At 63.8% G+C, this 26,298-nt stretch carries 11 protein-coding genes; 9 read left to right on the top strand and 2 right to left on the bottom strand.

Annotation, left to right across the window (positions count from 1 at the left end; genetic code table 11):
- Positions 1-5: 5 nt before the first annotated feature.
- The 8 genes from HV822_RS06125 to HV822_RS06090 are packed head-to-tail and all read left to right on the top strand — an operon-like array spanning position 6 to position 7,028.
- A complete protein-coding gene (locus HV822_RS06125; protein ID WP_238872862.1) occupies positions 6-1,112 on the top strand; it encodes an ABC transporter permease in 1,107 nt (368 codons plus the stop codon).
- Entirely contained in the window at positions 1,105-2,025 is a 921-nt protein-coding gene (locus tag HV822_RS06120) for an ABC transporter permease (protein WP_238872861.1), read from the top strand. Before HV822_RS06125 ends, HV822_RS06120 begins: the two co-directional genes overlap by 8 nt.
- Positions 2,026-2,034: 9 nt before the next feature.
- Positions 2,035-3,042 carry a formamidase gene (locus HV822_RS06115; protein WP_238872860.1) on the top strand — a complete coding sequence of 336 codons (1,008 nt, stop codon included), beginning with the start codon at positions 2,035-2,037 and terminating at the stop codon, positions 3,040-3,042.
- A gap of 3 nt (positions 3,043-3,045) precedes the next feature.
- Positions 3,046-3,735, top strand: coding sequence for a biuret amidohydrolase (biuH, locus tag HV822_RS06110; RefSeq protein WP_238872859.1), 690 nt, complete (start codon positions 3,046-3,048; stop codon positions 3,733-3,735).
- A 2-nt stretch (positions 3,736-3,737) separates the two neighbouring features.
- Positions 3,738-5,279, top strand: a complete 1,542-nt coding sequence (locus HV822_RS06105; protein WP_238872858.1) for an ABC transporter ATP-binding protein — start codon at positions 3,738-3,740, stop codon at positions 5,277-5,279.
- A complete protein-coding gene (locus HV822_RS06100) occupies positions 5,276-5,950 on the top strand; it encodes a cysteine hydrolase family protein (RefSeq protein ID WP_238872857.1) in 675 nt (224 codons plus the stop codon). The genes HV822_RS06105 and HV822_RS06100 overlap by 4 nt, the downstream gene beginning before the upstream one ends.
- Positions 5,943-6,335: an oxalurate catabolism protein HpxZ gene (hpxZ, locus tag HV822_RS06095; RefSeq protein ID WP_238872856.1), complete on the top strand. Its 393-nt coding sequence runs from the start codon at positions 5,943-5,945 to the stop codon at positions 6,333-6,335. The genes HV822_RS06100 and hpxZ overlap by 8 nt, the downstream gene beginning before the upstream one ends.
- 6 nt (positions 6,336-6,341) lie before the next feature.
- Positions 6,342-7,028, top strand: coding sequence for a GntR family transcriptional regulator (locus tag HV822_RS06090; RefSeq protein ID WP_238872855.1), 687 nt, complete (start codon positions 6,342-6,344; stop codon positions 7,026-7,028).
- A gap of 134 nt (positions 7,029-7,162) precedes the next feature.
- On the opposite strand, the gene HV822_RS06085 is transcribed toward HV822_RS06090, so the two are convergent.
- Together HV822_RS06085 and HV822_RS06080 are read right to left on the bottom strand one after the other, a co-directional pair.
- Entirely contained in the window at positions 7,163-8,002 is an 840-nt protein-coding gene (locus HV822_RS06085; RefSeq protein ID WP_238872854.1) for a DUF1214 domain-containing protein, read from the bottom strand.
- 25 nt (positions 8,003-8,027) lie between these two features.
- Positions 8,028-8,234 (bottom strand): hypothetical protein, encoded by a 207-nt coding sequence (locus tag HV822_RS06080; RefSeq protein WP_238872853.1) that lies wholly within the window; start codon positions 8,232-8,234, stop codon positions 8,028-8,030.
- 407 nt (positions 8,235-8,641) lie between these two features.
- On the opposite strand from HV822_RS06080, the gene HV822_RS06075 reads away from it, so the two are divergent.
- A complete protein-coding gene (locus tag HV822_RS06075; protein ID WP_238872852.1) occupies positions 8,642-26,269 on the top strand; it encodes a VCBS domain-containing protein in 17,628 nt (5,875 codons plus the stop codon).
- Positions 26,270-26,298: the final 29 nt, after the last annotated feature.

Below are 26,298 nucleotides of genomic sequence, written 5' to 3'. Positions count from 1 at the left end.
AACTGATGAATTCGCGTACCAACCTCTATCGGGCCGGGGCGCTATTGCTCCCCGGTCTGCCTACGCTGCTCGCTGCGTTGACCACCTTCGTGCTGTTCATGCTGTTTCTGCTGCTGCAGGGCAAACCTGCCTGGCAGGCCTGTCAGTTGGTCGTACAGGGCGCATTCGGCTCGGCCTTTGCTTGGGAAAACACCCTGCAACGCGCTGCGCCGCTGATGCTCACGGCGCTGTGCGTCGCGCTGCCGGCCCGTGCCGGGCTGATTATCATTGGCGGCGAGGGTGCGCTGGTGCTGGGCGGGCTGGCAGCAGCGGTAACGCCGCTCTGGTTGCCAGCCATGCCGGTGTCAGTTCTGCTGCTGTGCATGGCGCTGTCGGCCATGGTGGTGGGCGGCTTCTGGATTGGCCTCAATGGCTGGATGCGTCAGAAGCGCGGGCTGAACGAGACCATCGGCAGCTTGCTGCTGTCCTACGTGGCCATCGCCATCTTCAACCAGCTGGTCGAAGGCCCGCTGCGCGATCCCGCCAGCCTCAATAAACCGTCAACCATTGCGCTGGATGACAGCGTGATGATCGGCCCGATCAGCGATGCCTTTCAGGTTCACTGGGGGCTGGTGGTCGGCGTTATCGCCTGCATCCTGGCGCAGGTGCTGGTGCGTAACAGCGTGACCGGCTTTTCCTTGCAGGTGGTGGGCGGCAACGTGCGCACCGCGCGGATGATCGGCCTGCCGGTTGATCGGCTGGTGATTCTGACCTGTGTGCTGGGCGGTGCCTGTGCTGGCCTTGCCGGCATGTTTGAGGTGGCGGCGGTGCAGGGCAGTGCCAACGCGGCGATTATCGCCGGCTATGGCGCCAGCGGCATTCTGGTGGCCTTTGCGGCGCGGCAGAATCCGCTGGCAATTATTGTCTGCGCCATCCTGCTTGGCGGCATCGAGGCCAGTGGCAGTCTACTGCAGCGCCGACTCGGCCTGCCGAACGCCACCACGCTGATCCTGGAGGGGATTCTGTTCACCAGCCTGCTGGCCTGGGAAGCCTTGAGCCCGCGCATCGTCGCCTGGCGGCTGCGTCTGAACGAACGTGCACTACAGACGCAGGGGGCGTTGCAGCATGGCTGATCTTGATCTGGCGACTTTCTTTCTGGCGCTGCTGGCCGGGGCCATTCGGGTCGGCACACCTTTCATCTTTGTCAGCCTCGGTGAGTGTCTGACGGAAAAGAGTGGGCGCATCAACCTGGGTCTGGAAGGCATTCTGGTCAGTGGCGCGATGGCCGGTTATGCCGTGGCCTACCTTAGCGGTTCGGCCTGGACCGGTGTGCTGGCCGCCGGCGGCACCGGTTTGCTGCTCGGGCTGTTGCATGGCGCGATCTGTTCTCTGCCGCGGGTCAACGATATCGCGGTGGGGATCGCGCTGATGGTGCTGGGCACCGGCCTGGCGTTCTTCCTCGGCAAAAACTTTATCCAGCCGCAGGCGCCGTCATTGGTGGCCATCGGCCTGGGCGGCTGGAGCGATGACGAGCGCGTGCGCTCGGCGCTCAGCATCAACGTGCTGTTCTTTATCGGCGTGGCGCTGGCCTTTGCGTTGCACTGGGGCCTGCGCAGCACCCGCTGGGGGCTGATGCTGCGGCTGGTAGGTGACCACGCCGAGTCGGCCCGCGCGCTGGGTTATCGCCCGGTGCTGGTACGCATTGCTGCGACCGCCGCCGGTGGCTTTCTGGCCGGCATCGGCGGCGCCTATCTGTCGCTGTATTACCCCGGCAGCTGGAACGAAGGGCTGTCGAGCGGGCAGGGGATCATGGCCGTGGCGCTGGTGATCTTTGCGCGCTGGCAACCGCTGCGGTGCCTGTGGGCTGCCTTGCTGTTTGGCGCGGCTGGCGCCATTGGCCCGGCGTTGCAGTCGGTTGGCATCAGCGCCGGCTACTACCTGTTTGCTGCAGCCCCTTACGCACTCACGCTGGCAGTGATGTTCATCACCTGCCGTCCCAATCAAACCCTGAGTGGCGCCCCGGGCGAACTCAGTCTGACTCGATAGGAGCTAACCATGTCCAGTGGTCTGGGTGGTCTCAACAAGTCGCCGAACGGCGTTGTCATCGGTCTCGCGCAACTGGCGTTGCCTGATCCGCATACCCGCGCAGAGCTGTGGGAGCAGACTCAAAAGGTGGTCGCGATGGTCGGCAAGGCGCGTCGCAGCGTCGCCGGCATGGATCTGATTGTGTTTCCGGAGTATTCGCTGCACGGGCTGTCGATGGATACCTCCGACGACATCATGTGCACTCTCGACGGGCCGGAAGTAGCCGCGCTGCGTCAGGCCTGCGTCGATAACGCGATCTGGGGCTGCTTCTCGATCATGGAAGCCAACCCCAACGGCAACCCCTACAACAGCGGCATCATTGTCAACGATCAGGGCGAGATTCAGCTGTACTACCGCAAGCTGCATCCGTGGGTCCCGGTCGAGCCGTGGGACCCGGGCAACCTGGGTATTCCGGTTTGTGACGGGCCCAAGGGCAGCAAGCTGGCGCTGATTATCTGCCACGATGGCATGTTCCCCGAGATGGCCCGCGAGTGCGCCTACAAGGGTGCGGAGATCATGATTCGCACCGCCGGTTACACCGCGCCGATTCGCCACTCCTGGCAAGTCACCAACCAGGCCAACAGCTTCTGCAACCTGATGCAGACCGCCAGCGTCTGCATGTGCGGCTCGGACGGCACCTTCGACTCCATGGGCGAGGCGATGTTTGTCGACTTTGACGGCACGCCAATGGCCGTGGGCGGCGGTCGCGCTGACGAGATTGTCAGCTGCGAGATGCGGCCTGATCTGGTACGCGAGGCGCGTATTCACTGGGGCGTGGAAAACAATATCTATCAGTTCGGCCACCGCGGCTACACGACCGTCAAGGGCGGCGCGCAGGATGCGCCCTACAGCTACATGCACGATCTGGTCGCCGGCAAATACCGGCTGCCGTGGGAAGACGAGGTGGTGCATACCGATGGCACCTCCTGCGGCTTTGACACGCCCGAGCGTACCTATCAACCGGCTGAGGAGAACTGAGCCATGAGCGAACGTTATCTGCAGTCTGCTCCCTATCCCTGGCCCTACAACGGCAAGCTGACGCCGGAGAACACCGCGCTGATCGTGATCGACATGCAGACCGACTTCTGCGGCAAGGGCGGTTATGTCGACTCGATGGGGTATGACCTGTCGCTGACTCGCGCACCGATCGAGCCGATCAGCCGAGTGCTGGAGGTGCTGCGCGAGCAGGGCTTTTGCATCATTCACACCCGAGAAGGACATCGCCCGGACCTGTCGGACCTGCCCGCCAACAAACGCTGGCGCTCCCAGCGCATTGGCGCGGGTATCGGCGATACCGGCCCCTGCGGGCGCATTCTGGTGCGCGGTGAGCCGGGCTGGGAAATCATCCCCGAGCTGGCGCCGATCGACGGCGAAATCATCATCGACAAGCCGGGCAAGGGCTCGTTCTGCGCCACGGACCTTGAACTGATTCTGCGCACCCGCGGCATCGAGAACATCATTCTCACGGGTATCACCACCGACGTCTGCGTGCACACCACCATGCGTGAAGCGAATGACCGCGGCTTTGAGTGCATCCTGCTGGAAGACTGCTGCGGCGCCACTGACCACGCCAACCACCTGGCAGCCCTGAGCATGGTCAAGATGCAGGGCGGGGTGTTCGGCGCCATTGGCGATTCGGCCATGCTGCTCGACTGCCTCAAGCGGAGCTGAACATGCGTGCGCTGAGTCTGGAAACCATTGGCGCCGGCAAGGTGTTCGGCAGCTTTCGCGCCCTGGGCAATGTCTCCATGCGGGTACGCGCGGGCACCGTGCATGCGCTGCTGGGCGAGAACGGTGCCGGCAAGAGCACGCTGGTCAAGGGCATCGTCGGCTACGGCCCGCTGGATGAGGGCAGTGTGCTGGTGGGCGGCAAGGAGCGAAACATCGCCTCACCACGGGACTCCCACGCGCTGGGCATCGGCATGGTCTATCAGCACTTTACGGTGGCGCCGGGCCTGAGCGTGGCAGAAAACCTGGTGCTCTCGCGTGGCGAGTTGCCCTGGGCTATTGACTGGGAGCAGGAGCGCGCAGCGCTGGCGGCCTTTATGGCGCGCATGCCGTTCAAGCTGGATATCGAGCGCGCGGTCAGCTCGCTGGCGGCCGGCGAAAAGCAAAAACTGGAAATTCTCAAGCAGCTGTATCTGGATCGACGTTTCATCATTCTGGATGAGCCCACCTCGGTGCTGACGCCACAGGAGGCCGAGGAAGTGCTGGGTCTGATGCAGCAACTGGCCCACGACGGAGAGCTGTCGGTACTGATGATCACCCACAAGTTTGGCGAGGTGATGCGTTTTGCCGACGATGTGACCGTGCTGCGGCGCGGCGAGCTGGTTGGCAGCAAAGCGGTGGCCGAGACCGATGAGGCCGAGCTGTCGGCCTGGATGATGGGTGAAAGCCGCGAGCAAAACACAGCGCTGGAGCGCGTGATTCGTGAAGATGAGCGTACGCCGGGGCTGCAGGTCAGCCAGCTGAAGGTGGCCAATGACCGTGGCACGCTGGCGGTGCGCGGGGTGTCGCTGTCGGTGTTGCCGGGCGAGATCGTCGGTATTGCCGGCATTTCCGGCAACGGCCAACGCGAGCTGACCGAGGCGCTGCTTGGGCAACGCCCCGCCAGCTCGGGCGAGGTACGCGTGAATGGCCGACCCTACGGTGCCAGCCGCGTGGAAATGCAACGGGAAAAGGTCTACAGCCTGCCGGAAGAGCCGCTACGCAACGCCTGCATCGCCGGCATGAGCGTGGCAGAGAATCTGGCCCTGCGTGATTACGACCACGCCCCGCTATGTCGCAGTGGTTGGTTGATCAACCGCCGCGCGATCCGCGAGCGTGCCCGTGAGCTAATCAGCCGCTTTCAGGTCCGCCCCAACGACCCGGATCGGCCGATCGGCACCCTGTCCGGTGGCAATGTGCAGCGCGCCGTTTTGGCGCGCGAGCTGACTGAAGATGTGGCGGTACTGATTGTCTCCAACCCGGTATTCGGGCTGGATTTTGCCTCGGTCGAGCTGATCCATCGGCGCCTGCTGGAGGCGCGCAACCGCGGCGCGGCGGTGCTGCTGCTGAGTGAAGATCTGGATGAGCTGCTGGAGCTGTCGGACCGGATTCTGGTGATCCACGATGGCGAGATCAATCACCAGACCGTGCCAGCCGAGGCCGAGCGTCAGGTGCTCGGCCGCTATATGGCCGGTACCGAGCAGGCCGCTCAGCAGGTGGCAGGATGATCGAGGTAACAGCGCTACCCGACACCTTTGCCTTTGACCCTGAGCGCACCGCGCTGGTGGTTATCGACATGCAGCGCGACTTTATCGAGCCCGGCGGCTTTGGTGCGGCGCTGGGTAACGATGTCACCCCGTTGGCTGCCATCATTCCGGCGGTTCAGCAGCTGCTGGCACTGACGCGGCAGGCTGGGCTACTGGTGATTCACACCCGGGAGTCGCACCTGCCGGACTTGTCCGACTGCCCGCTGGCCAAGCGCGCGGGTGGGCCGCCGGGCATGCAGATTGGTGATGTCGGCCCGATGGGGCGGATTCTGGTGCGCGGCGAGCCCGGCAACCAGATCCTTGAAGCCGTTGTGCCGCTGGCGGATGAATGGGTGATCGACAAACCGGGCAAGGGCATGTTCTACGCCACCGGCCTGCACGAGCGCCTGCAACAGCAGGGCATCGACAGCCTGATCTTTGCCGGTGTGACCACCGAAGTCTGTGTGCAGACCAGCATGCGCGAGGCCAATGATCGCGGCTACCGCTGCCTGCTGATCGATGAGGCCACTGAAAGCTATTTTCCTGAATTCAAACAGGCAACGCTGGCAATGATTGCCGCCCAGGGCGGGATCGTCGGCCGCGTTGCCCATCTGCAGCAGCTGCAGGCAAGCCTTGGAGTGAGTAATGACTGACATCAACCTGCCGGCGGTCGTCAAAGAGGTCACCGAGGCCTTTGTCGATTACGAGCGCGCCCTGCTGGCCAACGAGATGGACACGCTGGATCACTATTTCTGGAACAGCGAGCAAACCGTGCGCTATGGCGTGGCCGAGAACCTGTACGGCGCCAAGGCGATTGCCGAGTACCGCCGGGTCTGCGTGCCGGTTGGCCCCGGTCGTGAACTCTACAACACCGTTGTCAGCACCTTTGGTGAGGACTATGCCACTGTCAGTACCCAGTTCCGCGACGGCGAAACTGCGCGCGTTGGCCGCCAGATGCAAACCTGGGCGCGGATTGGCGGGCGTTGGCAGGTGGTTGCGGCGCATGTCAGTATCGACCTGTCTTCTCTTCAGGAATAGGCGTACATGGCGCAATTGCAGGCAGCTTCGCTGGCCGATCAGGTTTACCAACGGGTCAAGCAGGACATCTTTGACTTTGTTCTGTTGCCCCACGATCGCTTCAGCGAGAACCAGATAGCCGAGCGCTATCAGGTCTCGCGCACGCCGGTGCGCGATGCCCTCTATCGCCTTGAGCGCGAAGGCTACCTGGAGGTGGGGCTGCGCCGCGGCTGGTCGGTCAAGCCGCTGGACTTTGAACGCATCGACGAGCTGTACGAGGTGCGCATCACGCTGGAGTGCGCGGCGCTGGACCGGCTTTGCGCTGCCGCCGATATCCATGACCGGCTGCAGTCGCTGTGCGCCACCTGGCTGGTGCCGGCTGACGAGCGCCTGGACGGCATGCAAGTGATGGCCGAGCTGGACGAAGTCTTTCATTGCGAGCTGGTACGTCTGGCTGGTAACGGCGAGGCTGCGCGCATGCATCAGGAAGTATGCGAGCGCATCCGTATCGTGCGTCGTCTGGATTTCTATCAGGCCCAGCGCATCGAAAAGACCTACGAAGAGCACGCGCTGATTCTGCAGGCGCTGCTCGAGCGCCAGCGCGATGCGGCCCAGCAGTTGCTCTGTGCGCACATCGAACAAAGCCGTCAGTCGGTGCACAGGATCAGCCTGTCGATGCTCGACACCGCGCGGCGCAGTTTTCGCGCCGGCTGATCGCGACGAGTCCAAGGATAAGCTCAGCAGCCTTGACACGGTCGTTTCCGCTTCAAGATAGCTGAGCTGTGATCCGGGCAGCGGGCGCCGCCGTATGGTGGCGCCCTTTTATAAAAGCTAGGCGACGGGCGAACTCACTGGATCACCAGCTCCTTGCCATGCTCATTGATGTATTGCACCGCAGACTCCTTGGCGTCCGGCAAGTAGAAGCGGAAAAGCGCGGTAAAGGGTGTAGACGTATCCAGGTTGTTCTGTGCGCCGGGGGAGTTGAAGTGGATGGTGTAGGTCCCATCCGCGTTGGCGACCGCCTGGGTGTTGGATATGGCTGACACATCTTTGGCAAACCAGCCCACCTCGTTATAGATGGTGACCGACCAGAAGCCGCCGCGCTCCTCTTGAATCTCCGGTGGTGTAAAGGTGGCGCTGGAGGGTTGAATCTTGCCGTCGACAACTTTCGTGTTGTTCTGAAACGGCCAGTAGGCGGCGTTGGGCAAACCAAGGCCGCCCCAGCCGTAGGCGGTGCCATACAGGTGATCCTGCGGACGAGAAGAGTAGGGCGTGCCGTTCACGCTGCGGGTATGGGGCAGAGCGCCCTGCTTGACGTCCTCAATCAAGGCTGCGCGGATTTCCTCGGTTTTTTTCAGGTCCAGTACCAGGTCTGGGCTTTCATAAGGTTTGGCTGAGTTGGCCTGGATGGTGGCCAGCTTCTGCGGTCGCAGTGTTTCCTGCAGCCCACCTTTTTCGTCGCTGAGAATGGGCACGCGCATGTTCAGGTAGACATGGTCGCCGTAAGTCACATCGTCCGGTGTGATAGTAAGCGAGTCGCCAGCGTAGACCACGCCGGCAACGTAGTTCTGCATGTCGATGACCTGAATGATCTGGTAGTGATCGCCTGCAGGAATACTGAAGGTTGCTCCCTGGCTGATGTCTACTACAGCGCTGGCGTAAATACCGTCCTGGTTCTCGCGAGTCACCTGTTGGGTCTCAACCCGACTCAGGTCACTCTGGTAGGCCCACTGGTTGACCGGCAGCCTTGGCCAGGCTGCGCTTGAAGTTGAAGTCGCTTTCCGAAATTTTGTAGACGTAGTCCGACACGCCGAAATCTGCGGGCGTGGTGACGTCAAAGCCAGGGGCAATATCTGCGCTTGCCTGAGTGGCAATTGCCAGCGCCATTGGCGCGGCTATCAGAAGGTGTCTTGGGTTCATATCGGCAGGTCCATTGTCTGAAGTCTGAAATGAATGACAGCCATACAACGCTGACCCGTATCACCGTAGATGCAGGCCTTGGTTCCTGCTGGGTCGAGACTCTCTTTAGCTGTATCCGGTGTTGGCGTAGCTCAGAACTGTGACCTGGCGCCGATTATCTCGCTCGGCGCGCGGGTGGGTGCGACCCCCGCGTTTGCATGCGGCGGCCGCTACGTCACTTGGTTTTGGCCGGAGACCTGCGATAGTCAAAAAACAGCTCTATCTTGGGCTTTGGTTCCTTTACGCCCTCCATTGGCTGGTCTATAAAAAAGACTTATGTGCGTTCTCATCGCGGCGCTGTTGGCGTCGCTGCTATATGAAGGGCCGTGTGCTGCCGCGGTCAGGCCATCACCAAGGATGTGTGTCTAATGTCAAAGCCACCTCACAGCGCGTTCAAAGCCCTTAAACCGCAAAGCCAGGCGCTGGCGCTGGAACAGCGCATTCTGTTTGACGGCGCGGCGGTGGCGGCGGCAGATCAGTTTGACGACGGTGCCGCGCAGCAGCAAAACGCCGATCAGCCCGAGGATCATGGCCAGATTCAGCCCGAAGCTATCGCGGCGCCGGCCACTGGAAGTACACCCCGCCACCTGCTGGTGATCGACAGCCGCGTAGAGGATTACGAGCAGCTCACCGCACAATTACCCAGCGGTGTACAGGCGCTGATCGTCAATGCTGATCAGGACGGCATTTCGCAGATTACCGACATGCTGCAGCAACTGCAGGATGTAGACTCCATCCAGATTCTCTCGCACGGCAGCGCCGGGCAATTCACCCTCGGCAGTACCACCCTGAGCAGCGCCAATATTGCGGACTTTGCCGATACCCTCAGCAGTTGGGCTGGCCAGTTGAGCGAGCAGGCAGACATTTTGCTGTACGGCTGCCGCATTGGTGCCAGCGACAGCGGCCGCACCCTGGTGGCGGAGCTGGCGCACTGGACGGGGGCCGACGTGGCCGCCTCGGATGATGATACCGGCGCGCTCGCCGCCGGTGGCGACTGGGAGCTGGAAACCCGGGCCGGCGATATCGACCAGCCATCGGCACTCGACGCGCTGGCACTGGCTGGCTACGAAGGCCTGCTAGCCGATGCCGAGCCGACCAGCTCGCTTGATAGCAGCGGCGCCAACGTGCTGCTGGGAGATCAGTTCAGCTTTACTGTTAACGTCAGCAACCCGGCCAGCCAGGAGGGTTATGCGCCCTTTGTTGACCTGTTCTTGCCGGTAACGGGTAAGGATGGCGACGACGGTGTCAGCTTTGTCTCGGCCAACTACCTGGGGCAGACGTTGGTCAGCCACAGCGTGACCTTTGACGCCGACGGGCTGGCAACCCATCCGCTGGCGCTGGACAGCAACGGCGAGCCGCTGGTGCTCAACGCGGTCGACTTCGGCTTGCAGGCTGGTGATCAACTGGTGGTGCTCGAGGTGCCCTTCGCCAGTATCGGCGCCGGCCAGCCGCTGATAGCCATTGAGGTGACGGCCACGCTCAGTGACCTGGCCGATACCAGTTTCTCAAATAGCTCGCCTGAGCTGGTGATTCAGGCCCGGGCCGGCTTTCAATACGGCAATGATTCGCTGAACAACCCGACCCTGGACCCCAGCCTGCTGGAAGCTGCTACCCAGTCTTTTGTGGTGCTGCCGACGGTCATTACCTTCGAGCAGACCATCAGCGCACCGGAAGGGGAGACCGCCAGCGGCCCCAACTACGGCCGCAGCCTGACCATCACCACCCACCCTGCGCCCGGACAGACGCTGACCGATGTCACTATCACCCAGCCGCTGCCCGACAGCATCCAGGTAACGGCTATTGTCCCTGGTGCCGGCGGCGAGTTGACGTCGATCACGCTGACCGATGGCACTGTGCTGACCGCCCCGACTGCCATTGCCGACGCCATTGCCAGCGACAGCCTGTTCATCCGCGAATTTACGGTGGCCTATGCCAGCTTGAGCGGCACGGTCGATACCCGGGTGGACTTTTACGTACCGGAGACCGACGCGGCCGGGCAACCGGTGATCAACGCCCAGACCGGCGATGATGTCACCATCACCCTCGGTGCTCCGAGCGGCAGCGGCCACTGGGTGCCGGTGGACCCGCGCGACCTCGATCAGGAACAAGGCCAGACACAAATCGATTTCAGTGGCACGGGGCTGGAAACCAGCTTTGTGGCCAAGTCCATCACCTTGAACAAGAACGTCAGCCTGTACACCGACATCGGTTCGGCCGGCCTGACGCCGGGCGATACCCTGAACTACAGCCTGGACCTGGCCATCTCTGACTATTTCGCCTTTGGCCGCACTTTTTTTGCGGCGGGCGAGTTTACCGTCAGCGACCAGATGAGTGATGGCCAGACACTGGTCGGCACGCCGACCCTGAGCTTTACCCGTGGCGGCGTGACCGAAACCGTGGAGTTGGTCTACAGCAGCGTGGTCAACAGTGATGGCAGCACCAGCATGGTGTTTGACATCGGGCAGTCCATTTCCAACGCGTATGCTGCAATCAGCTGGCTGAACGGCGACCTTGCCTTTGATGACCAGCGCGAGGGTGCCACCACCGCGGTGATCAGTTATCTGGCGCAGGTCGGCCAGAGCTATACGCCGCCCGCCGGCACCCCCCATGGCGAGATCAATGAGGGCGACAGCTTCGGCAACAGCGCCACGGTGACTGCTACCTTGCTGCAGGACCGGTTGAACCTGACCGGCTATGACGAGAGTGACAGCTCCAGCACCAGCAGCAGTATCCCGACCGGTAACGTCAGCATCGATCTGATTGAGGTCAATGGCGGAGCGGCACCGGCCAACGCCGAGCTAAGCCCTGGGGACGAGGTGACCTTTCGGTTGGGCTATGACCTGCTGAGCGGCGACTACGAGAATTTTAGCCTGACCGCCTACCTGCCTCTGCCGCTGTTCGACATTTCCGGCATCAGTTGGAGCCAGGGCGAAGGCAATGGCCAGTGGCAGTTTGGTGACGGCAACAGCAACCCGGGCGCGGTGCTGTCGGTGACCACTGTGGCGGGTAACGCCATCGTTTTTGACCTGGGCAGCTACGTGAATGCCGGCGTAGACGGCAGCCGTATCGAGTTGGAATTTACCCTCACGGTAGGTGATCAGCCCTTTGCCGATAACCGCTCCTTCGATGTGCTGGCCCAGTCCAGCCAGGTGACCACCCTGGATGGCAAGACGCTGTTCTCCTCGGCCGACACCTCAATTATTTCCTCGGTCGCCGAACCCCTACTGAACATTTACCACGGGGTGGTGAGCAGCAGTAGCGGTACCATCACCGGTGGCGCTGGCAGCTGGAATGCGCCGGGCACAGGTGGTGTGCCCTTCACTGGCAGTATTACCGACCCCGCCGCGGTCGACGGCGACCTCAGCGGCGTGGATGCCGGCGACCTGCTGCGCATGGCCACAGCCATCGAGAACCTGGGCGGCGGCGGCGCCTTTGATGTGGTGACCACGGTCACGCTGCCGGCCGGCCTGAACTTTGTTGGTGGCAGCCTCGGGGCGGCCAACCTGCAGGTTACGCGCGGTGATGGCAGCACGCTGGTAGCCGGACAGGATTACCAGATTGACGGTAACCAGATCACCTTCCTGGATGCCAACTTTGCAGCCTCGCTATTGGGTGGGCGCGAGGGCAGTGCCAATGACGCCAGCGGCGCGAATCTGGTGATCATTACCTACGACGCCGAGGTGGCCAGCGACATCGCCGCCAGCGCCAGTCTGCAGAGCAGCGCCGCGCTAACCAATTATGCCAGTGCCGAGGGGGGCCAGGACTTTACCGGCGCAGACCTGCAGGACAGCGCCGAGCAGCAGGTGGCTGCACCGCAGATCAGCCAGTTCTTTGCCGATGGTAGCCTGGACGACAGCGACTCCAGCGCCGCGCACACCACCGGCAGCAATCTGGTGATTGGCGAAAGCATGCTGTACGACATTGTCGTGACCCTGCCCGAGGGCACCACCAGCAGCCTGGTGGTGGATGATCTGATCCCGGCGGGCATGCGCTTGAATACCGATTTTAATGGTGGTCAGGGTTACCAGCTGATCACCACCAGCGCCGGCAGCGGTGCGCTGGGCGCGGATTTTGGCGGGGTGGTGACGGTCGGCAGCCTGACCGGCAGCGGCGGCACCCTGGGTGATGACGGCGTGGATGCGCGCTTCAGCTTCAGTGCGGCCAGCGTTAACAGCGACAACGATGCCGCCAATAACGCCTTTGTTATCCGCGTGCAGCTGATTGCCAGCAACGTGATTGCCAACCAGGCTAACCAGTTGCTGCAAAACAGCGCCCAGCTGCGTTACCAGGACCCGGACGGCGATACGCCCAACAGCGCCCAGGCGCTGGAGCGCAGCGTTGGGCTGAGTGGCGGCAAACCGACCATCACCTTGCGCGAGCCGACCCTGGAGGTCGTGCAGCAAACGTTCTATAGCAACACCCGTGGCGTGGACCAGGGGGACAGCGTCGAGTACATCATTACCCTGCGCAACAGCGGCGGCAACAGCAACTTTGACGCCTTTGACATCACTTTTCTCGACAGCTTGCCAACCCAGCTCAGTGGTCTGGTGCTGGAGTCGATCAGTTATCAGCGTGCCACCAACAACGGCGGTGCCGACTTTGAGCTGGTCGGCAACCAGCTGCGCAGCGTGGCTGGCGCCAACATCGATATCAGCAATGGCGGCAGTATCGAAATCCGCGTCAGTGGCACGGTAAACGACAGTGCCGCCAGTCTGGCGCGCTTCGACAACATCGCCACGGTGCAGTGGAGCAGCCTGGATGACGCCGGTAACGCTGCCAGCAGCGACGGCGAGCGCACCGGCGCGGATGGCAACCTGGGCAGCGGTGTGCTGAACGATTATCGCAGCAGCTCCACCATCTCGGTGCCGGTGCTGCAAGCGGTGCAGATCTCCCGCGTCGGCGGACTTGAAGATACACCGGCGGCCAGCCCCTCGAACGCTGACAACGAAACGGTCACCGTGGGTGAGATCATCCGCTATCGCGTGTCCGGCCTGCTGGCCGAGGGCAGCACCAGTGACTACAACCTGCAGATTACCCTGGACCAGGGGTTGGGTTTTCTGAATGACGGCACCGCGCGGGTAGTCTTCATTTCTGACAACGGCATCAGCACCGATGTGACCGACCTGATCACCGCCGGTGTGCTGAATGTGGTCGGTAATGAAGGCAGTGACGAGGCCCAGCCGATTCCCAGCGACCTCTCTGGCAACGCACCGGGCGGCGTGCTCAACGGCGAGCGTATCAGTGTCAGCACTGATGGCAGTGGTCGCACGGTGATCAACTTCAACCTGGGCACGCTGGTCAACAGCGACAGTGACAGCGACTACGAAGGTGTGACCATCGAGTTCAACGTGCAGGTGCAGAACAGCGCCGCCAACGTCGCTGGCACCGCCTTGATCGCCGCCGCCGTTGATCGCTCGGGCAGCAACGCCCTGTCGGGCGAAAAGAGCGTGAGCGAAACCCTGGTCGAGCCCTCCTTTGACGGGCTGACCAAGCAGATCATCGATTTTGACGCCAACCCCGCCGGTACCAGTGGTGCTGCCACGGTGTCGCTGAGCTTCAGCCAGAACGGCGGCTCGCGGGCCTATGAGGTCAACCTCAGCGACAGCCTGCCCACCGCCAGCAGCTATCAACTGCTGAGTGTCGAGATAGACGGCGTCAGCTACAGCGCCGATGCGCTGCCGCCCGGTATGGTGGTCAGCACCGGGGGCGCACTTAACGTCGTGTTTGCCCAGCTGGACCCCGGCACCAGCGTTACCATCCTCTATCAGGTGGAATTGCCCAACCAGGATGCGGTTGCCAGCACCGACGCCACCCTCACCTGGAGCAGCCTGCCCGAGAGCTTTAGCGACTTTGCCGGCTCGACCGTTGGCGCTGACGGCGCAGTCGACGGTGAGCGCACCGGCAGCGGCGAGGGGGCCAATACCTACGTGCTGCGCGAGGGTGCAGGGCTCGGCATTATCAATGGCACCCTGTGGGACGACACCTATTCAGCCGACAGTAGCACCACCCCGGATGGCCAGGGTCTGGCCGGACAAACCGTCACCCTGACCTGGGCCGGTCTGGACGGCAAGCTGGATACCAGCGACGACAACCTGACCTTCAGCACCGCCACCGACGCCAATGGCCGCTACCAGTTCGGCATTTTGCCGGCCGGCATCTATCGCCTGGACACCCCCGCCGGGACCATCAGTTATCCGCAGCCGCTGGGCGATCTGCGCGTGCGTATCGACACCGACGGTGGCGCGCTGGGCCAGATTCAGGTGACCCTGGGTGAAGGCAGCACGGCCAGTGCAAACGCGGGCTACGTGCAGCAGAACGATGCCCCGGTCAACAACCTGCCGGGCACCCAGAATGGCCTGGAAGATGTGCCCCTGGCGCTCGAGGCGCTGTCGATCAGCGACGTGGATGTTGGTTCTGGCGTTCTGCAGGTCACGCTGAGTGTGTTGCACGGTACCCTGAGCATCGACCCTGATGCGCCCCTTAGTGGCGTGGTGCAGGTGACCGGCAGCGACACCGCCGTGCTGATGATGAACGGCACGCTGGACAGCCTCAACAGTGCGCTGGCCGCGCTGCGCTACCAGGGCAACCTTAACTACAACGGCAGCGACACCCTGACGGTGGTAACCTCCGATCAAGGCCGTACCGGAGATGCCGATGGCGACGGCATTCCCAGCGAGCGCAGTGACGACGCGCTGAAGGATCAGGACAGTCTGCAAATCCTGCTTGCGGCGGTCAACGACGCGCCCCTCGCCAACAACGACAGCGCCGAGGCGGTGGAGGCCGGCGGCACGCGCAACGGCATCGACGGCGTCAATCCGCGCGGCAACCTGCTGAGCAACGACACCGACGTCGACATCGCTACCAACGACGATCAGCTGCACCTCAACTCGGTCGGCGCCGGCGGTAACACGGTGCTGGTGCCCACCGAGGGCAGCGTGACCCTGGCCGGTCAATACGGCGACCTGGTGGTCGACAGTCAGGGCAACTACCAGTACCTGGTGCGCAACGACGACCCGGTGGTGCAGGCGCTGCTGGCCAGTCAGTCGCTAAGTGAATCCTTCAGCTACGAGATGGCTGACCTGGAAGGCGCCACCTCCAGCGCTGTGCTCAGCGTGACGCTGCGCGGTGCCAACGATACGCCCGTCGGTGAGAACGACCAGGCCGTGGCGGTAGAAGCCGGCGGCCTGGCCAATGGCAGCGGCGGCAGTGACGCGACCGGCAATGTGCTGGACAACGACACCGACGTGGACAGCAGCGCCAATGGCGAAACCCGTCAGGTGACCGGCATTCGTCCCCAGGGCGAACTGGTGCCTGGCGCGCTGACCACGGTTGCTGACGGTACCGACAGCACCAACGGCACCGTGATCGCCGGCAGCTACGGCACCCTGACCATCGGCGCCGACGGCAGCTATCGCTACGTCATCGACAACAGCAACCCGGCGGTGGAACGGCTGATTGCCGGCGACACCCTGACCGAGACCTTCAGCTATCAACTGACCGACGCCGGTGGCCTGAACGATCTGGCCACCCTGCGTATCGAGATTCAGGGCAGCAACGACAACCCGCTGGCCAGTGATGATGTGGCCACCGCCCAGGCCACCGGCAGTGGCGGCGGCGAGGAAAGTAACCCGAGCGGCAATGTGATCACCCTGCCGAGCCGGCCAGGTGCCAGCGGCGACCCGGGCGGCAACGGCATCGATCAGGATGTGGACCGCAGTGACCAGCCCAACTCCCGGCTCACACTGACCGGCATCGTCAACGCCAGTGAAGCGGATGTCAGCCTCGACAACAGCTTGCTGGTGGCGGTTGCCGGCGGTACCGACGCCCTGACCGGCACACTGATAGCAGGCCAGTACGGCAGCCTGCGCATTGGCGCCGACGGCGCTTACTACTACGACGTAGACAGTGAACATCCAGACGTAGTGGCGCTGGGCGTAGGTGAGACCCTCAGCGACACCTTTACCTATCAGATCACCGACAGCGCCGGACTGACCGACCTGGCGCAACTGGTGGTGACGGTCCGTGGCGCCAACGACGTGCCCTCAGCCGGGGTAGTCGCCGTGCTGGCCACCGAGGCCGGCGGCGTAGACAACACCTCGCCCGGCCTGGACCCGAGCGGCACTGTCCTCAATCGCACCACCGACCCCGATGGCGAACCCCTGACGGTAACCGGCATCAGCACCAGCAGCGGGACCGTGGGTGTGGTGGGCAGCGCGCTGGCCGGTCGCTACGGCAACCTGACACTGAACGCCGACGGTACCTTCAGCTATGCGGTGGACAATGACAACGCCGAGGTGCAGGCACTGCGTGGTCAAAGCGATCGCCTGTTCGAACGCTTCACCTATCAGATCAGCGACGCTAGCGGCAGCAGTGACAGCGCTGAGATTATCGTGGTCATCCGCGGGCAGAACGACGCGCCGGTGGCCAGCGACGACACCCTGATAGCGGTAGAGGCGGGCGGTAACGCCAACGCCCAGCCCGGTATCAACCCCAGCGGTAACGTGCTGAGCAACGACAGCGACGTTGACGGCGGTGAAGTACCTGGTGATGCCTATGATTACGGCGAGACGCGCGCGGTGTCTTCGGTGCGTACCGGTGGTGAAGACGAGACCGGTAGCGACGGAACGCTTGGCACTGAACTGCGCGGCACCTACGGCTGGCTCACCCTGAATGCCGATGGCAGCTACAGCTATCGCTTGGACAACAGCATGGCTGAGGTGCAGGCACTGCGCAGCAGTACCGACACCCTGGGCGAACGCTTCAGCTACACCCTGGTGGATGCCGACGGCAGCGAGGATCGTGCCTCCATCAACATTGTTGTCCAGGGCCGCAATGACGCGCCGGTGGCGCAGAATGATCGTGCGGTGGCCGTTGAAGCCGGTGGTGTGGACAACGGCTCGCCCGGTACCAACCCCACTGGCAACCTGCTGGCCAACGATGTCGATGTGGACGGCTACGGTGAAAGCCTCAGCGTCAGCCAGTTCGCGCAGGGCAACCGCAGCGCCACGGCCGGCGGCACGCTGGCGGGCCGCTACGGCACCCTTACCGTGAACGCCGATGGCACCTACCGCTATGTGGTCGACAACGACAACGCTGCCGTGCAGGCCCTGCGCACCAATGCCGACAGTCTGACCGAGGTGTTCAGCTACAACATTCATGACCTGGCCGGCGCCACCAGTGCCGCGCAGCTGACGATTACCCTGGTGGGCGCCAATGATGCGCCGGTGGCCGTCGATGACCGCGACACAGTCGTTGAAGCTGGCGGCCTAGACAACGCCACCGCTGGTAGTAATCCAACTGGCAACCTGCTGGCCAACGACAACGATGTTGATGCCAACGACAACCTGACCCTCAATGGCCTGCGTCTGGGTAGCGAAGGCGCCGGTGGTAACTTCACTGCGGTGGGCAGCGGGCTGACGCTGGCCGGTCTGTACGGCACCCTAACGGTGGGCGCCGACGGCAGCTACAGCTATCAACTCGATAACGACAACCCGGTGGTGCAAGCGCTGAAGCCGGGTGATACGCCGCTGCAGGAGGTGTTCAGCTATCAGGTTCGCGACCTGCAGGGCCGCACCGATGTTGCGCAGCTGACGTTGAGCGTGCAGGGCGCCTGGGACGCCCCCAAGGCGGTGGATGACGCCAACCGCGCGGTTGCCGATAACGGCGAAGGCACCGGCGCCAACCCAGTGGGCCGGGTGCTGGGCAACGACAGCGATATCGATGACGGCGACAGCCTGACCGTGACCGGCGTGCGCGTCGGTGGCGAGGCGACGGGCGGCGCGCTGGAGAGTGTCAATGCCGGCACCGACGGCACCAACGGCACGCTGCTGACCGGCGAGTACGGTCAGTTGGTCATCGGCTCTGACGGCAGCTATCAGTACATTCTCGACAACGACAATCCGGTGGTGCGCGCGCTCGGGCCGCGCGACGTGCTGCAGGACCAGTTCACCTACGCTGCCACCGACCGCGGCGGGCTGAGCGACGAGGCGCAACTGAGCATCATCATTCGCGGGCGCAACGATAGCCCTATCGCTACTGACAACAGTGCCACGGCCGTCGAGGCTGGCGGCGTGGCCAATGGCGACAGCGGGCTGGACCCGCAAGGCAACGTGCTGACCAACGACCGAGACCCGGAGGGCGATGCGCTGCGGGTGGTTGCTGTGCGCACTGGCGCCGAGGGCCAAGCCGGCACCAGCGGCACCCCGGGTACCGCGTTGGCTGGGCTCTACGGCAGCCTGACGCTGCAGGAGAACGGGCGCTGGGTCTATGAGCTTGATAATGACAACTCGCTGGTTCAGGCGCTGCGTGAAAGCGGACAAACCCTGAGCGAGAGCTTTACCTACACCGTGGCCGATATCTGGGGCGCCACCGATACCGCGCAACTGGACGTGACCATCGATGGGCGCAACGACGCCCCAGTCGCCGCTGACGACAGCGCCACGGCAGTCGAGGCCGGCGGCGTCGCCAACGGCTCAGCGGGCAGTAGCGCCACCGGCAATGTGCTCACCAACGATACCGATGTGGACAGCGTTGCCAACGGCGAGACCCAGAGGGTGTCGACCGTGCGCACGGGTGCAGAAAGCGAAAGCGGCACCGAGGGTACGGTCGGCAGTGTGCTGGTTGGGCAGTACGGCAGCCTGACCCTGAACGCCGATGGCTCTTATACCTACGTCATCGACAACAGCAACCCGAACGTGCAGGCGCTGCGCGAGAGCGGGCAGACCCTGAGCGAAACCTTCACGTATGAACTGGAGGACGCGGCCGGTCTGACCGACAGCGCCACGCTCACCATCACCATTGAGGGCGCGAATGACGCCCCCGTAGCCGCCGACGACAGCGCCACGGCGGTCGAGGCCGGCGGCACCACCAACGGCACGCCCGGCAGCAACGCGAGCGGCAACGTACTGGCCAATGACAGCGACGTTGACAGTGACGCCAACGCTGAGAGCAAGACGGTGTCGGCCATCCGCACTGGTGCTGAGAATGCCAGCGGTAGCGCTGGCTCGGTTGGCACGGCGCTGATCGGCACTTACGGCAGTCTGACCCTCAACGCCGATGGCTCCTACACCTACGTCATCGACAACAGCAACGCGGCTGTACAGGCGCTGCGCCAGGCTGGCGATACCCTCAGTGAGTCCTTCACCTACCAGCTAAGCGATGCGGCCGGTCTGAGCGACCTGGCGACGCTGACCATTACCATTGCGGGCGCCAACGACGCACCGGTGGCCGTGGATGATACGGCTACCGCCGTTGAGGCCGGCGGCACCGCCAATGGCACGCTGGGCAGTGATGCTACCGGCAACGTGCTCACCAACGACACCGATGTAGACAGCTACGGCGAAACCCGGAGCGTCAGCGCGGTGCGCACCGGCAACGAAGCCGGAACCGGCACGGCCGGAACTGTCGGCAATGCGCTGATCGGCACCTACGGCAGCCTGACGCTGAACGCCGACGGTACTTATACCTATGTCATCGACAATGACAATGCCGCCGTGCAGGCTCTGCGGTTGTCCGGCGACACCCTGAGTGAGTCCTTTACGTACGAGGTGGTGGATGCGGCCGGGCTGACTGACAGCGCGACCCTGACCGTCACCCTCACCGGCGCCAATGATGCGCCGGTGGCCAGCAATAACTTCGGTTATGCCGCCGCAGATGATGGCAGCGGCAACGCCGTCAACCCGACCGGCAACCTGCTGACCAATGACCGCGACGTGGACGCCGGTGACAGTCTCAGTGTGTCTGGCGCCCGCACCGGCGCCGAAGCCGCTGGCGGCGTTCTCACTGACCTGACCGCTGGCAGCATCACTCTGACCGGCGAGCATGGCGAGCTGGTGATTAACGCTGACGGCAGTTACAGCTACACCCTGAATACCAGCGATGCCGCCGTCATTGGCCTCAATCCGGGCCAACTGCTGCAGGATCGTTTTACCTATCGGGCCAGTGACGCCGAGGGGCTGAGCGATCAGGCGCAACTGACCATCGTGATCCGTGGCCGCAATGACGCCCCGCAGGCCGTCGACGACACCGCCATCGCGGTTGAAGCTGGCGGCGTGGCCAACGCCACCGCCGGGGTGGACCCCACTGGCAACGTGCTGCTGAACGACAGCGATCTGGATGGTGACGTCCTGAGCGTCAGCGCCATCGGCAATGGCACTACCGCTGGCACGCTCGGCAGCGAACTGCGTGGCCAGTATGGCTGGCTCACGCTGAACAGCGATGGCAGCTACAGCTACCGGGTTGATAACGCCATGGCCGAGGTGCAGGCCTTGCGCCAGAGCGGCCAGACCCTGACCGACGACTTTACCTATACCTTGGCCGATATTTGGGGTGGTCAGGACAGCGCGATGCTGCGCATCACTATTGAGGGTGCCAACGACGCCCCGCTTGCTGCGGACGACAGCGCCACCGCCGTTGAAGCGGGTGGCATTGCCAACGGCACCGCCGGCAGCAACGCCACCGGCAACGTGCTGAGCAACGACAGCGATGTGGACAGCAGCGCCAACGGCGAGAGCCGCAGCGTCACCTCGGTACGCACCGGCGCAGAGAGCGAAACCGGCAGCACGGGCATGTTGGGCAGTGTCCTGGTGGGGCAATACGGCAGTCTGACGCTGAATGCCGATGGCTCCTACAGCTATGAGGTGGACAACAGCAACGCCGCAGTACAGGCCCTGCGGACCAGCGGCCAGACCCTGAGTGAGTCCTTCAGTTACGAAGTCAGCGACGAGGCCGGTCTGAGTGATCGCGCCACACTGACCATTAGGGTGCGCGGCGCCAATGACGCGCCGGTAGCGGTGGATGACAGCGCCACCGCTGTCGAGGCGGGCGGTACGGCGAACGGCCAGGCAGGCAGCAATGCCAGCGGCAATGTCCTGAGCAATGACACGGATGTAGACAGCAGTGCCAATGGGGAGAGCAAGACCGTCTCTGCCGTGCGCACGGGCAGCGAGTCCGGCACCGGTAGCGCCGGGGTGGTCGGCGGGGTACTGGTGGGTCAGTACGGCAGTCTGACGCTGAATGCGGACGGCACATACAGCTATGTGATCGACAATGACAATGCGGCCGTGCAGGCGCTGCGTCAGAGCGGCCAGAGCCTGAGCGAAAGCTTTACCTATCAGTTGCGTGATGCCAGCGGCGCCAGCGATCTGGCGACCCTGACCATCACCATCGATGGCGCCAACGACGCCCCGGTTGCTGTGGATGACAGCGCCATCGCCGTGGAGGCCGGTGGTAGCGCCAACGGTACCGCCGGCAGCAACGCCACGGGTAACGTGCTGGCCAATGACACCGACGTGGACAGCAGCGCCAACGGTGAGAGCCACACCGTCACCACCATCCGTACCGGCAGTGAGGGCGACAGCGGCACTTCGGGCGCGGTCGGCAGCGTGCTGGTGGGGCAATACGGCAGTCTGACGCTGAATGCCGATGGCTCCTACACCTATGTCATCGATAATGACAATGCAGCAGTACAGGCCCTGCGCCTGTCTGGCGATACCCTGAGCGACAGCTTCACCTACGGCGTGACGGATGCCGCAGGCCTGAGCGACAGCGCCACCCTGACCGTCACCATCGAAGGCGCCAATGACGCACCGGTGGCCAACAACAACCTGGGCTATGCCGTCGCCGACAACGGCAGCGGCAATGCAGTCAACCCGAGCGGCAACCTGCTGACCAACGACAGCGACGTGGACGCCGGCGACAGCCTCAGCATCAGCGCTGGCCGCACCGGCAACGAAGCCGCTGGCGGCGCCCTGATTGCCCTCAGTGGCGGTAGCCTGACGCTGACCGGGCAGTATGGCGAGCTGCTGATCAATGCTGACGGCAGCTACAGCTACACCCTGGATACAGCCAACCCCGAGGTGATCGACCTGGGCGCGCTGGACCTGCTGCAAGACCAGTTCACCTACGCTGCCAGCGACCTTGACGGGCTCCGCGATGAAGCCCAGCTGACCATCATCATCCGTGGCCGCAACGACGCCCCGGTCGGCAGCGATGACAGCGCCAGCGCCGTGGAAGCTGGCGGCGTAGCCAACGCCGACAGCGGCAGCAATGCCAGTGGTAACGTGCTGGATAACGACACCGACGAAGACAGCAACCCGCTTGCGGTCACCGAGGTACGCAGCGGCAGTGAGGCGGCCAGCGGCGCCGCCGGCGCTCTGGGCAGCGCGCTGCGCGGCCAATATGGCTGGCTGACGCTGAATGCCGACGGCAGCTACGTTTATCGCATCGACAATGACATGGCTGAGGTCCAGGCGCTGCGCCAGAGCGGTCAGACCCTGACCGATGACTTTACCTACACCCTGGCCGATGTCTGGGGCGCGACCGACAGCGCGCAGCTGACCATCACCCTCGATGGCGCCAACGACGCGCCGGTCGCGGTGGATGACACCGCCACCGCCGTGGAGGCGGGCGGCACCGCCAACGGCACAGCCGGCAGCAACGCCACAGGTAACGTGCTGGGCAACGACACTGACGTGGACAGCAGCGCCAACGGCGAGACGCAAAGGGTCTCGAGCATTCGCACCGGCAATGAAGCTGGCAGCGGCACCAGCGGTACGGTCGGCAGCGCGCTGATCGGCACCTACGGCAGTCTGACGTTGAACGCCGATGGTTCTTATACCTACGTTGTCGACAACGACAACCCCGATGTGCAAGCCCTGCGTCTGTCGGGCGACACCCTGAGCGACAGCTTCAGCTACAGCGTGACCGACGCGGCCGGGCTGACTGACAGCGCGACCCTGACCATCACCATTGCTGGCGCCAGTGACGCTCCGGTGGCCAGCGATGACAGTGCCACGGCGCAGGAGGCGGGGGGCACCGCCAATGGCAGCGCTGGCGCGGACGCGACGGGCAACGTGTTGGCCAATGACAGCGACATTGACGGCAACGGCGAAACGGCCAGCGTGCTGTCTGTGCGTACCGGCAACGAGGCGGGCAGCGGCGTTGCCGGCAGCGTTGGCTCTGCGCTGGCAGGACAGTATGGCAGCCTGACACTGAACGCCGATGGCACCTATACCTATGTGGTCGATGACAGCAACCCGCTGGTGCAGGCTCTGCGTACCCCTGGTCAAACCCTGAGCGAGTCCTTCAGCTATGAGGTGGCAGATGCCGCTGGGCTGACCGACCGCGCGACCCTGACGATCACCATCACAGGCAGTAACGACGCGCCGGTCGCTGTGGATGATGGCGCTACCGCCAGTGAGGCCGGCGGCATCGCCAACGGCACGCCGGGTAGCAATGCCAGCGGCAATGTGCTGAGCAACGACACTGACGTGGACAGCAGTGCCAATGGCGAAAGCAAGACCGTATCAGCCATTCGCACCGGTGCCGAGGCCAGCACGGGCATCAGCGGCGCGTTGGGCAGCGCGCTGAGCGGCCAGTACGGCAGCCTGACGCTGAATGCCGACGGCACATACCGCTATGTTATCGACAATGACAATGCGGCCGTGCAGGCGCTGCGACTGTCCGGAGACACGCTGACTGACTTCTTCACCTATCAGGTGGTTGATGCGGCAGGCCTGAGTGACAGCGCGACCCTGACCATCACCCTTACCGGGGCTAACGACACCCCGGTTGCCAGTGATGACGCGGGTATTGCGCTCGAGGCCGGTGGCGTCAACAACGGCGCGGCCGGCATCAACCCGCAGGGCAACGTGCTGGATAACGACAGCGACGTGGATGGCGGTGAGCTGCTCAGTGTCATCGGCATTCGGACCGGCAGTGAGGGCAGCAGCGGCAGTGCAGGTGTCCTGGGCGCCGAGTTACGCGGGCTTTACGGTTGGCTGACCATCAACGCTGACGGCACCACCAGCTACCGGCTGGACAACGACATGGCGGCGGTGCAGGCCCTGCGCAGCAGCACCGACACCCTCAGCGAGGCCTTTACCTATACGGTCAGCGACCTTGCAGGGCTGCAGGACACCGCGACGCTCAACATCACCATTCGTGGCGCCAACGACGCGCCGGTGGCGGCCAACAACCTGGCCTACTCCACGCCGGATAACGGCAATGGCAACGCAATCAACCCGGCTGGCAATGTCCTCGGCAACGACAGCGATGTGGATGCTGGCGATAGCCTCAGTGTCAGCGCCGCCCGCACCGGCAACGAAGCGGCCGGTGGCGCCCTGCAGGGGCTGAGTGCTGGCAGCATCACGCTGACCGGCGCCCACGGCACTCTGGTGCTTAACGCCGATGGCAGCTATCAGTACACCCTGGATGTGAACGACACGGCGGTCATCAATCTGGGGCCCGCCGAGGTGCTGCTGGACCAGTTCACCTACGCGGCCAGTGACTTGGCCGGCCTGAACGACCAGGCGCAGCTAAGCATCGTCATCCGCGGGCGCAATGATGCGCCTCAGGGGGCAGACGACAGCGCCACGGCGGTCGAGGCCGGCGGCAGCGGCAACGCACAGGCCGGGTTTGATCCGGCCGGCAACGTGCTGGCCAATGACCGCGATCTGGAGGGCGACGCGCTGACGGTGACGGCGATCCGCGCCGGCACGGAAGTGGGCAGCGGCACGGCCGGCACGCTGGGTAGCGAGCTGCGCGGCCAGTACGGTTGGCTGACCATCAATGCCGACGGCAGTACGCGCTATCGTCTGGACAACGAGATGGCCGAGGTGCAGGCGCTGCGCCAGACCGGCCAGACGCTGGTGGACAGCTTTACCTATACGCTGGCTGACATCTGGGGCGCGACCGACCAGGCGCAGATCAACATCACCATCGACGGTCGCAATGACGCCCCCGTGGCTGTGGATGACAGCGCCACCGCCGTGGAAGCCGGCGGCACGGCCAACGCCAGCGCCGGGGTGGACCCGACAGGCAACGTGCTGGACAACGATCTGGACGTCGACAGCGCCGCTAACGGCGAGGTGCTGAGCGTTACCGGGTTCAGCAATCAGCAGGGCCAGAACGGGCTGCCCGGGCAGACCCTGCAGGGGCGCTACGGCACCCTGACCCTGAACGCCGATGGCAGCTACCAGTACCTGTTGAACAACGACGACCCGCAGGTGAATGCGCTGCGCAACGCTGGTCAGACCCTGCGTGAAAGCTTTGACTACAGCCTGCGTGACGCCGCGGGGCTGAGCTCATCGGCCACGCTTAATATTCTGATTCAGGGCAGTAACGACAACCCGGTCGCGCAGAACGACAGCAACAGTGCCACCGACCAGGATGCCGCGCCGCAGTCCAGCGGCAACGTGCTGGACAACGACAGCGATGTGGATGACGGCGACAGCCTGCAGGTTGTGGGTGTGCGCGCTGGCGAGGAAAGCGGTAGCGGCGCCAGTGGTGTGGTCGGCCAGCCGCTGTACGGGCGTTATGGCACGCTGGTGATCAATGCCGATGGCAGCTACACCTACAGCATCGACATGAGCAACCCCGAGGTGCTGCAAACGGCCGGGCAAGGTCCGCTGCTGAATGATGTGTTCACTTACACCACCGGTGATCTGGCCGGTGGTACAGACCAGGCCGAGCTGGTCATAACCCTGGATATCTCCGCGCCTTATGTTGAGCCGCCGGGCCCGCACCAGGATGACGGCGACGATCCGTCCGGCAGCGTTGATGTGCCGCTTGGCGTCGATCCTGCGGTCTTCATCTCACCGGTGCTGGAGCGCAACAACCAGCTGGACCGGCTGACCTTCGGTCGGGTGCCCGGTGGCGATCAGCGACTGGGTATGCAGGGCTTTAACCAGAGTGCGTCGATCGGTGCAGGCCTGGGTGAAATCCAGGGGCAGTTTGTGCACCAGGCGGTGCGCGACAGCCAGCTTGACCGTGAGCTAGACATTGCCTGGCTATTTGGCCGCCAGGGTCGTATCAGCCTGAGCGCTGACGGCCTGCTCGATGATCCGGGGCTTTACAGCGACAATCGCGAGCCGCTGGCCAGCCTGCAGCCCGACACCGACGAACCTATTCGCACCGCCAGCAGCTTCCGCGCGCAGATGCTGGCCGCTGCACAGCGTTTACATTCCTCGCCGCCCACGTCACAGTCGGGTGGTTGAGCAATGGGATACTTTCATGCACAAGGACA

The sequence above is a fragment of the Halopseudomonas maritima genome, assembly GCF_021545785.1.
Lineage (GTDB): Bacteria > Pseudomonadota > Gammaproteobacteria > Pseudomonadales > Pseudomonadaceae > Halopseudomonas > Halopseudomonas maritima.
The sequence above is the reverse complement of the archived record's forward strand: the minus strand, read 5'-3'. Positions and strand labels throughout refer to the sequence as shown.

Coding starts and splice junctions, on each gene's coding strand:
- HV822_RS06125 (WP_238872862.1), top strand. CDS start 6: ATGAATTCGCGTACCAACCTCTATCGGGCCGGGGCGCTATTGCTCCCC.
- HV822_RS06120 (WP_238872861.1), top strand. CDS start 1,105: ATGGCTGATCTTGATCTGGCGACTTTCTTTCTGGCGCTGCTGGCCGGG.
- HV822_RS06115 (WP_238872860.1), top strand. CDS start 2,035: ATGTCCAGTGGTCTGGGTGGTCTCAACAAGTCGCCGAACGGCGTTGTC.
- biuH (WP_238872859.1), top strand. CDS start 3,046: ATGAGCGAACGTTATCTGCAGTCTGCTCCCTATCCCTGGCCCTACAAC.
- HV822_RS06105 (WP_238872858.1), top strand. CDS start 3,738: ATGCGTGCGCTGAGTCTGGAAACCATTGGCGCCGGCAAGGTGTTCGGC.
- HV822_RS06100 (WP_238872857.1), top strand. CDS start 5,276: ATGATCGAGGTAACAGCGCTACCCGACACCTTTGCCTTTGACCCTGAG.
- hpxZ (WP_238872856.1), top strand. CDS start 5,943: ATGACTGACATCAACCTGCCGGCGGTCGTCAAAGAGGTCACCGAGGCC.
- HV822_RS06090 (WP_238872855.1), top strand. CDS start 6,342: ATGGCGCAATTGCAGGCAGCTTCGCTGGCCGATCAGGTTTACCAACGG.
- HV822_RS06080 (WP_238872853.1), bottom strand. CDS start 8,234: ATGAACCCAAGACACCTTCTGATAGCCGCGCCAATGGCGCTGGCAATT.
- HV822_RS06075 (WP_238872852.1), top strand. CDS start 8,642: ATGTCAAAGCCACCTCACAGCGCGTTCAAAGCCCTTAAACCGCAAAGC.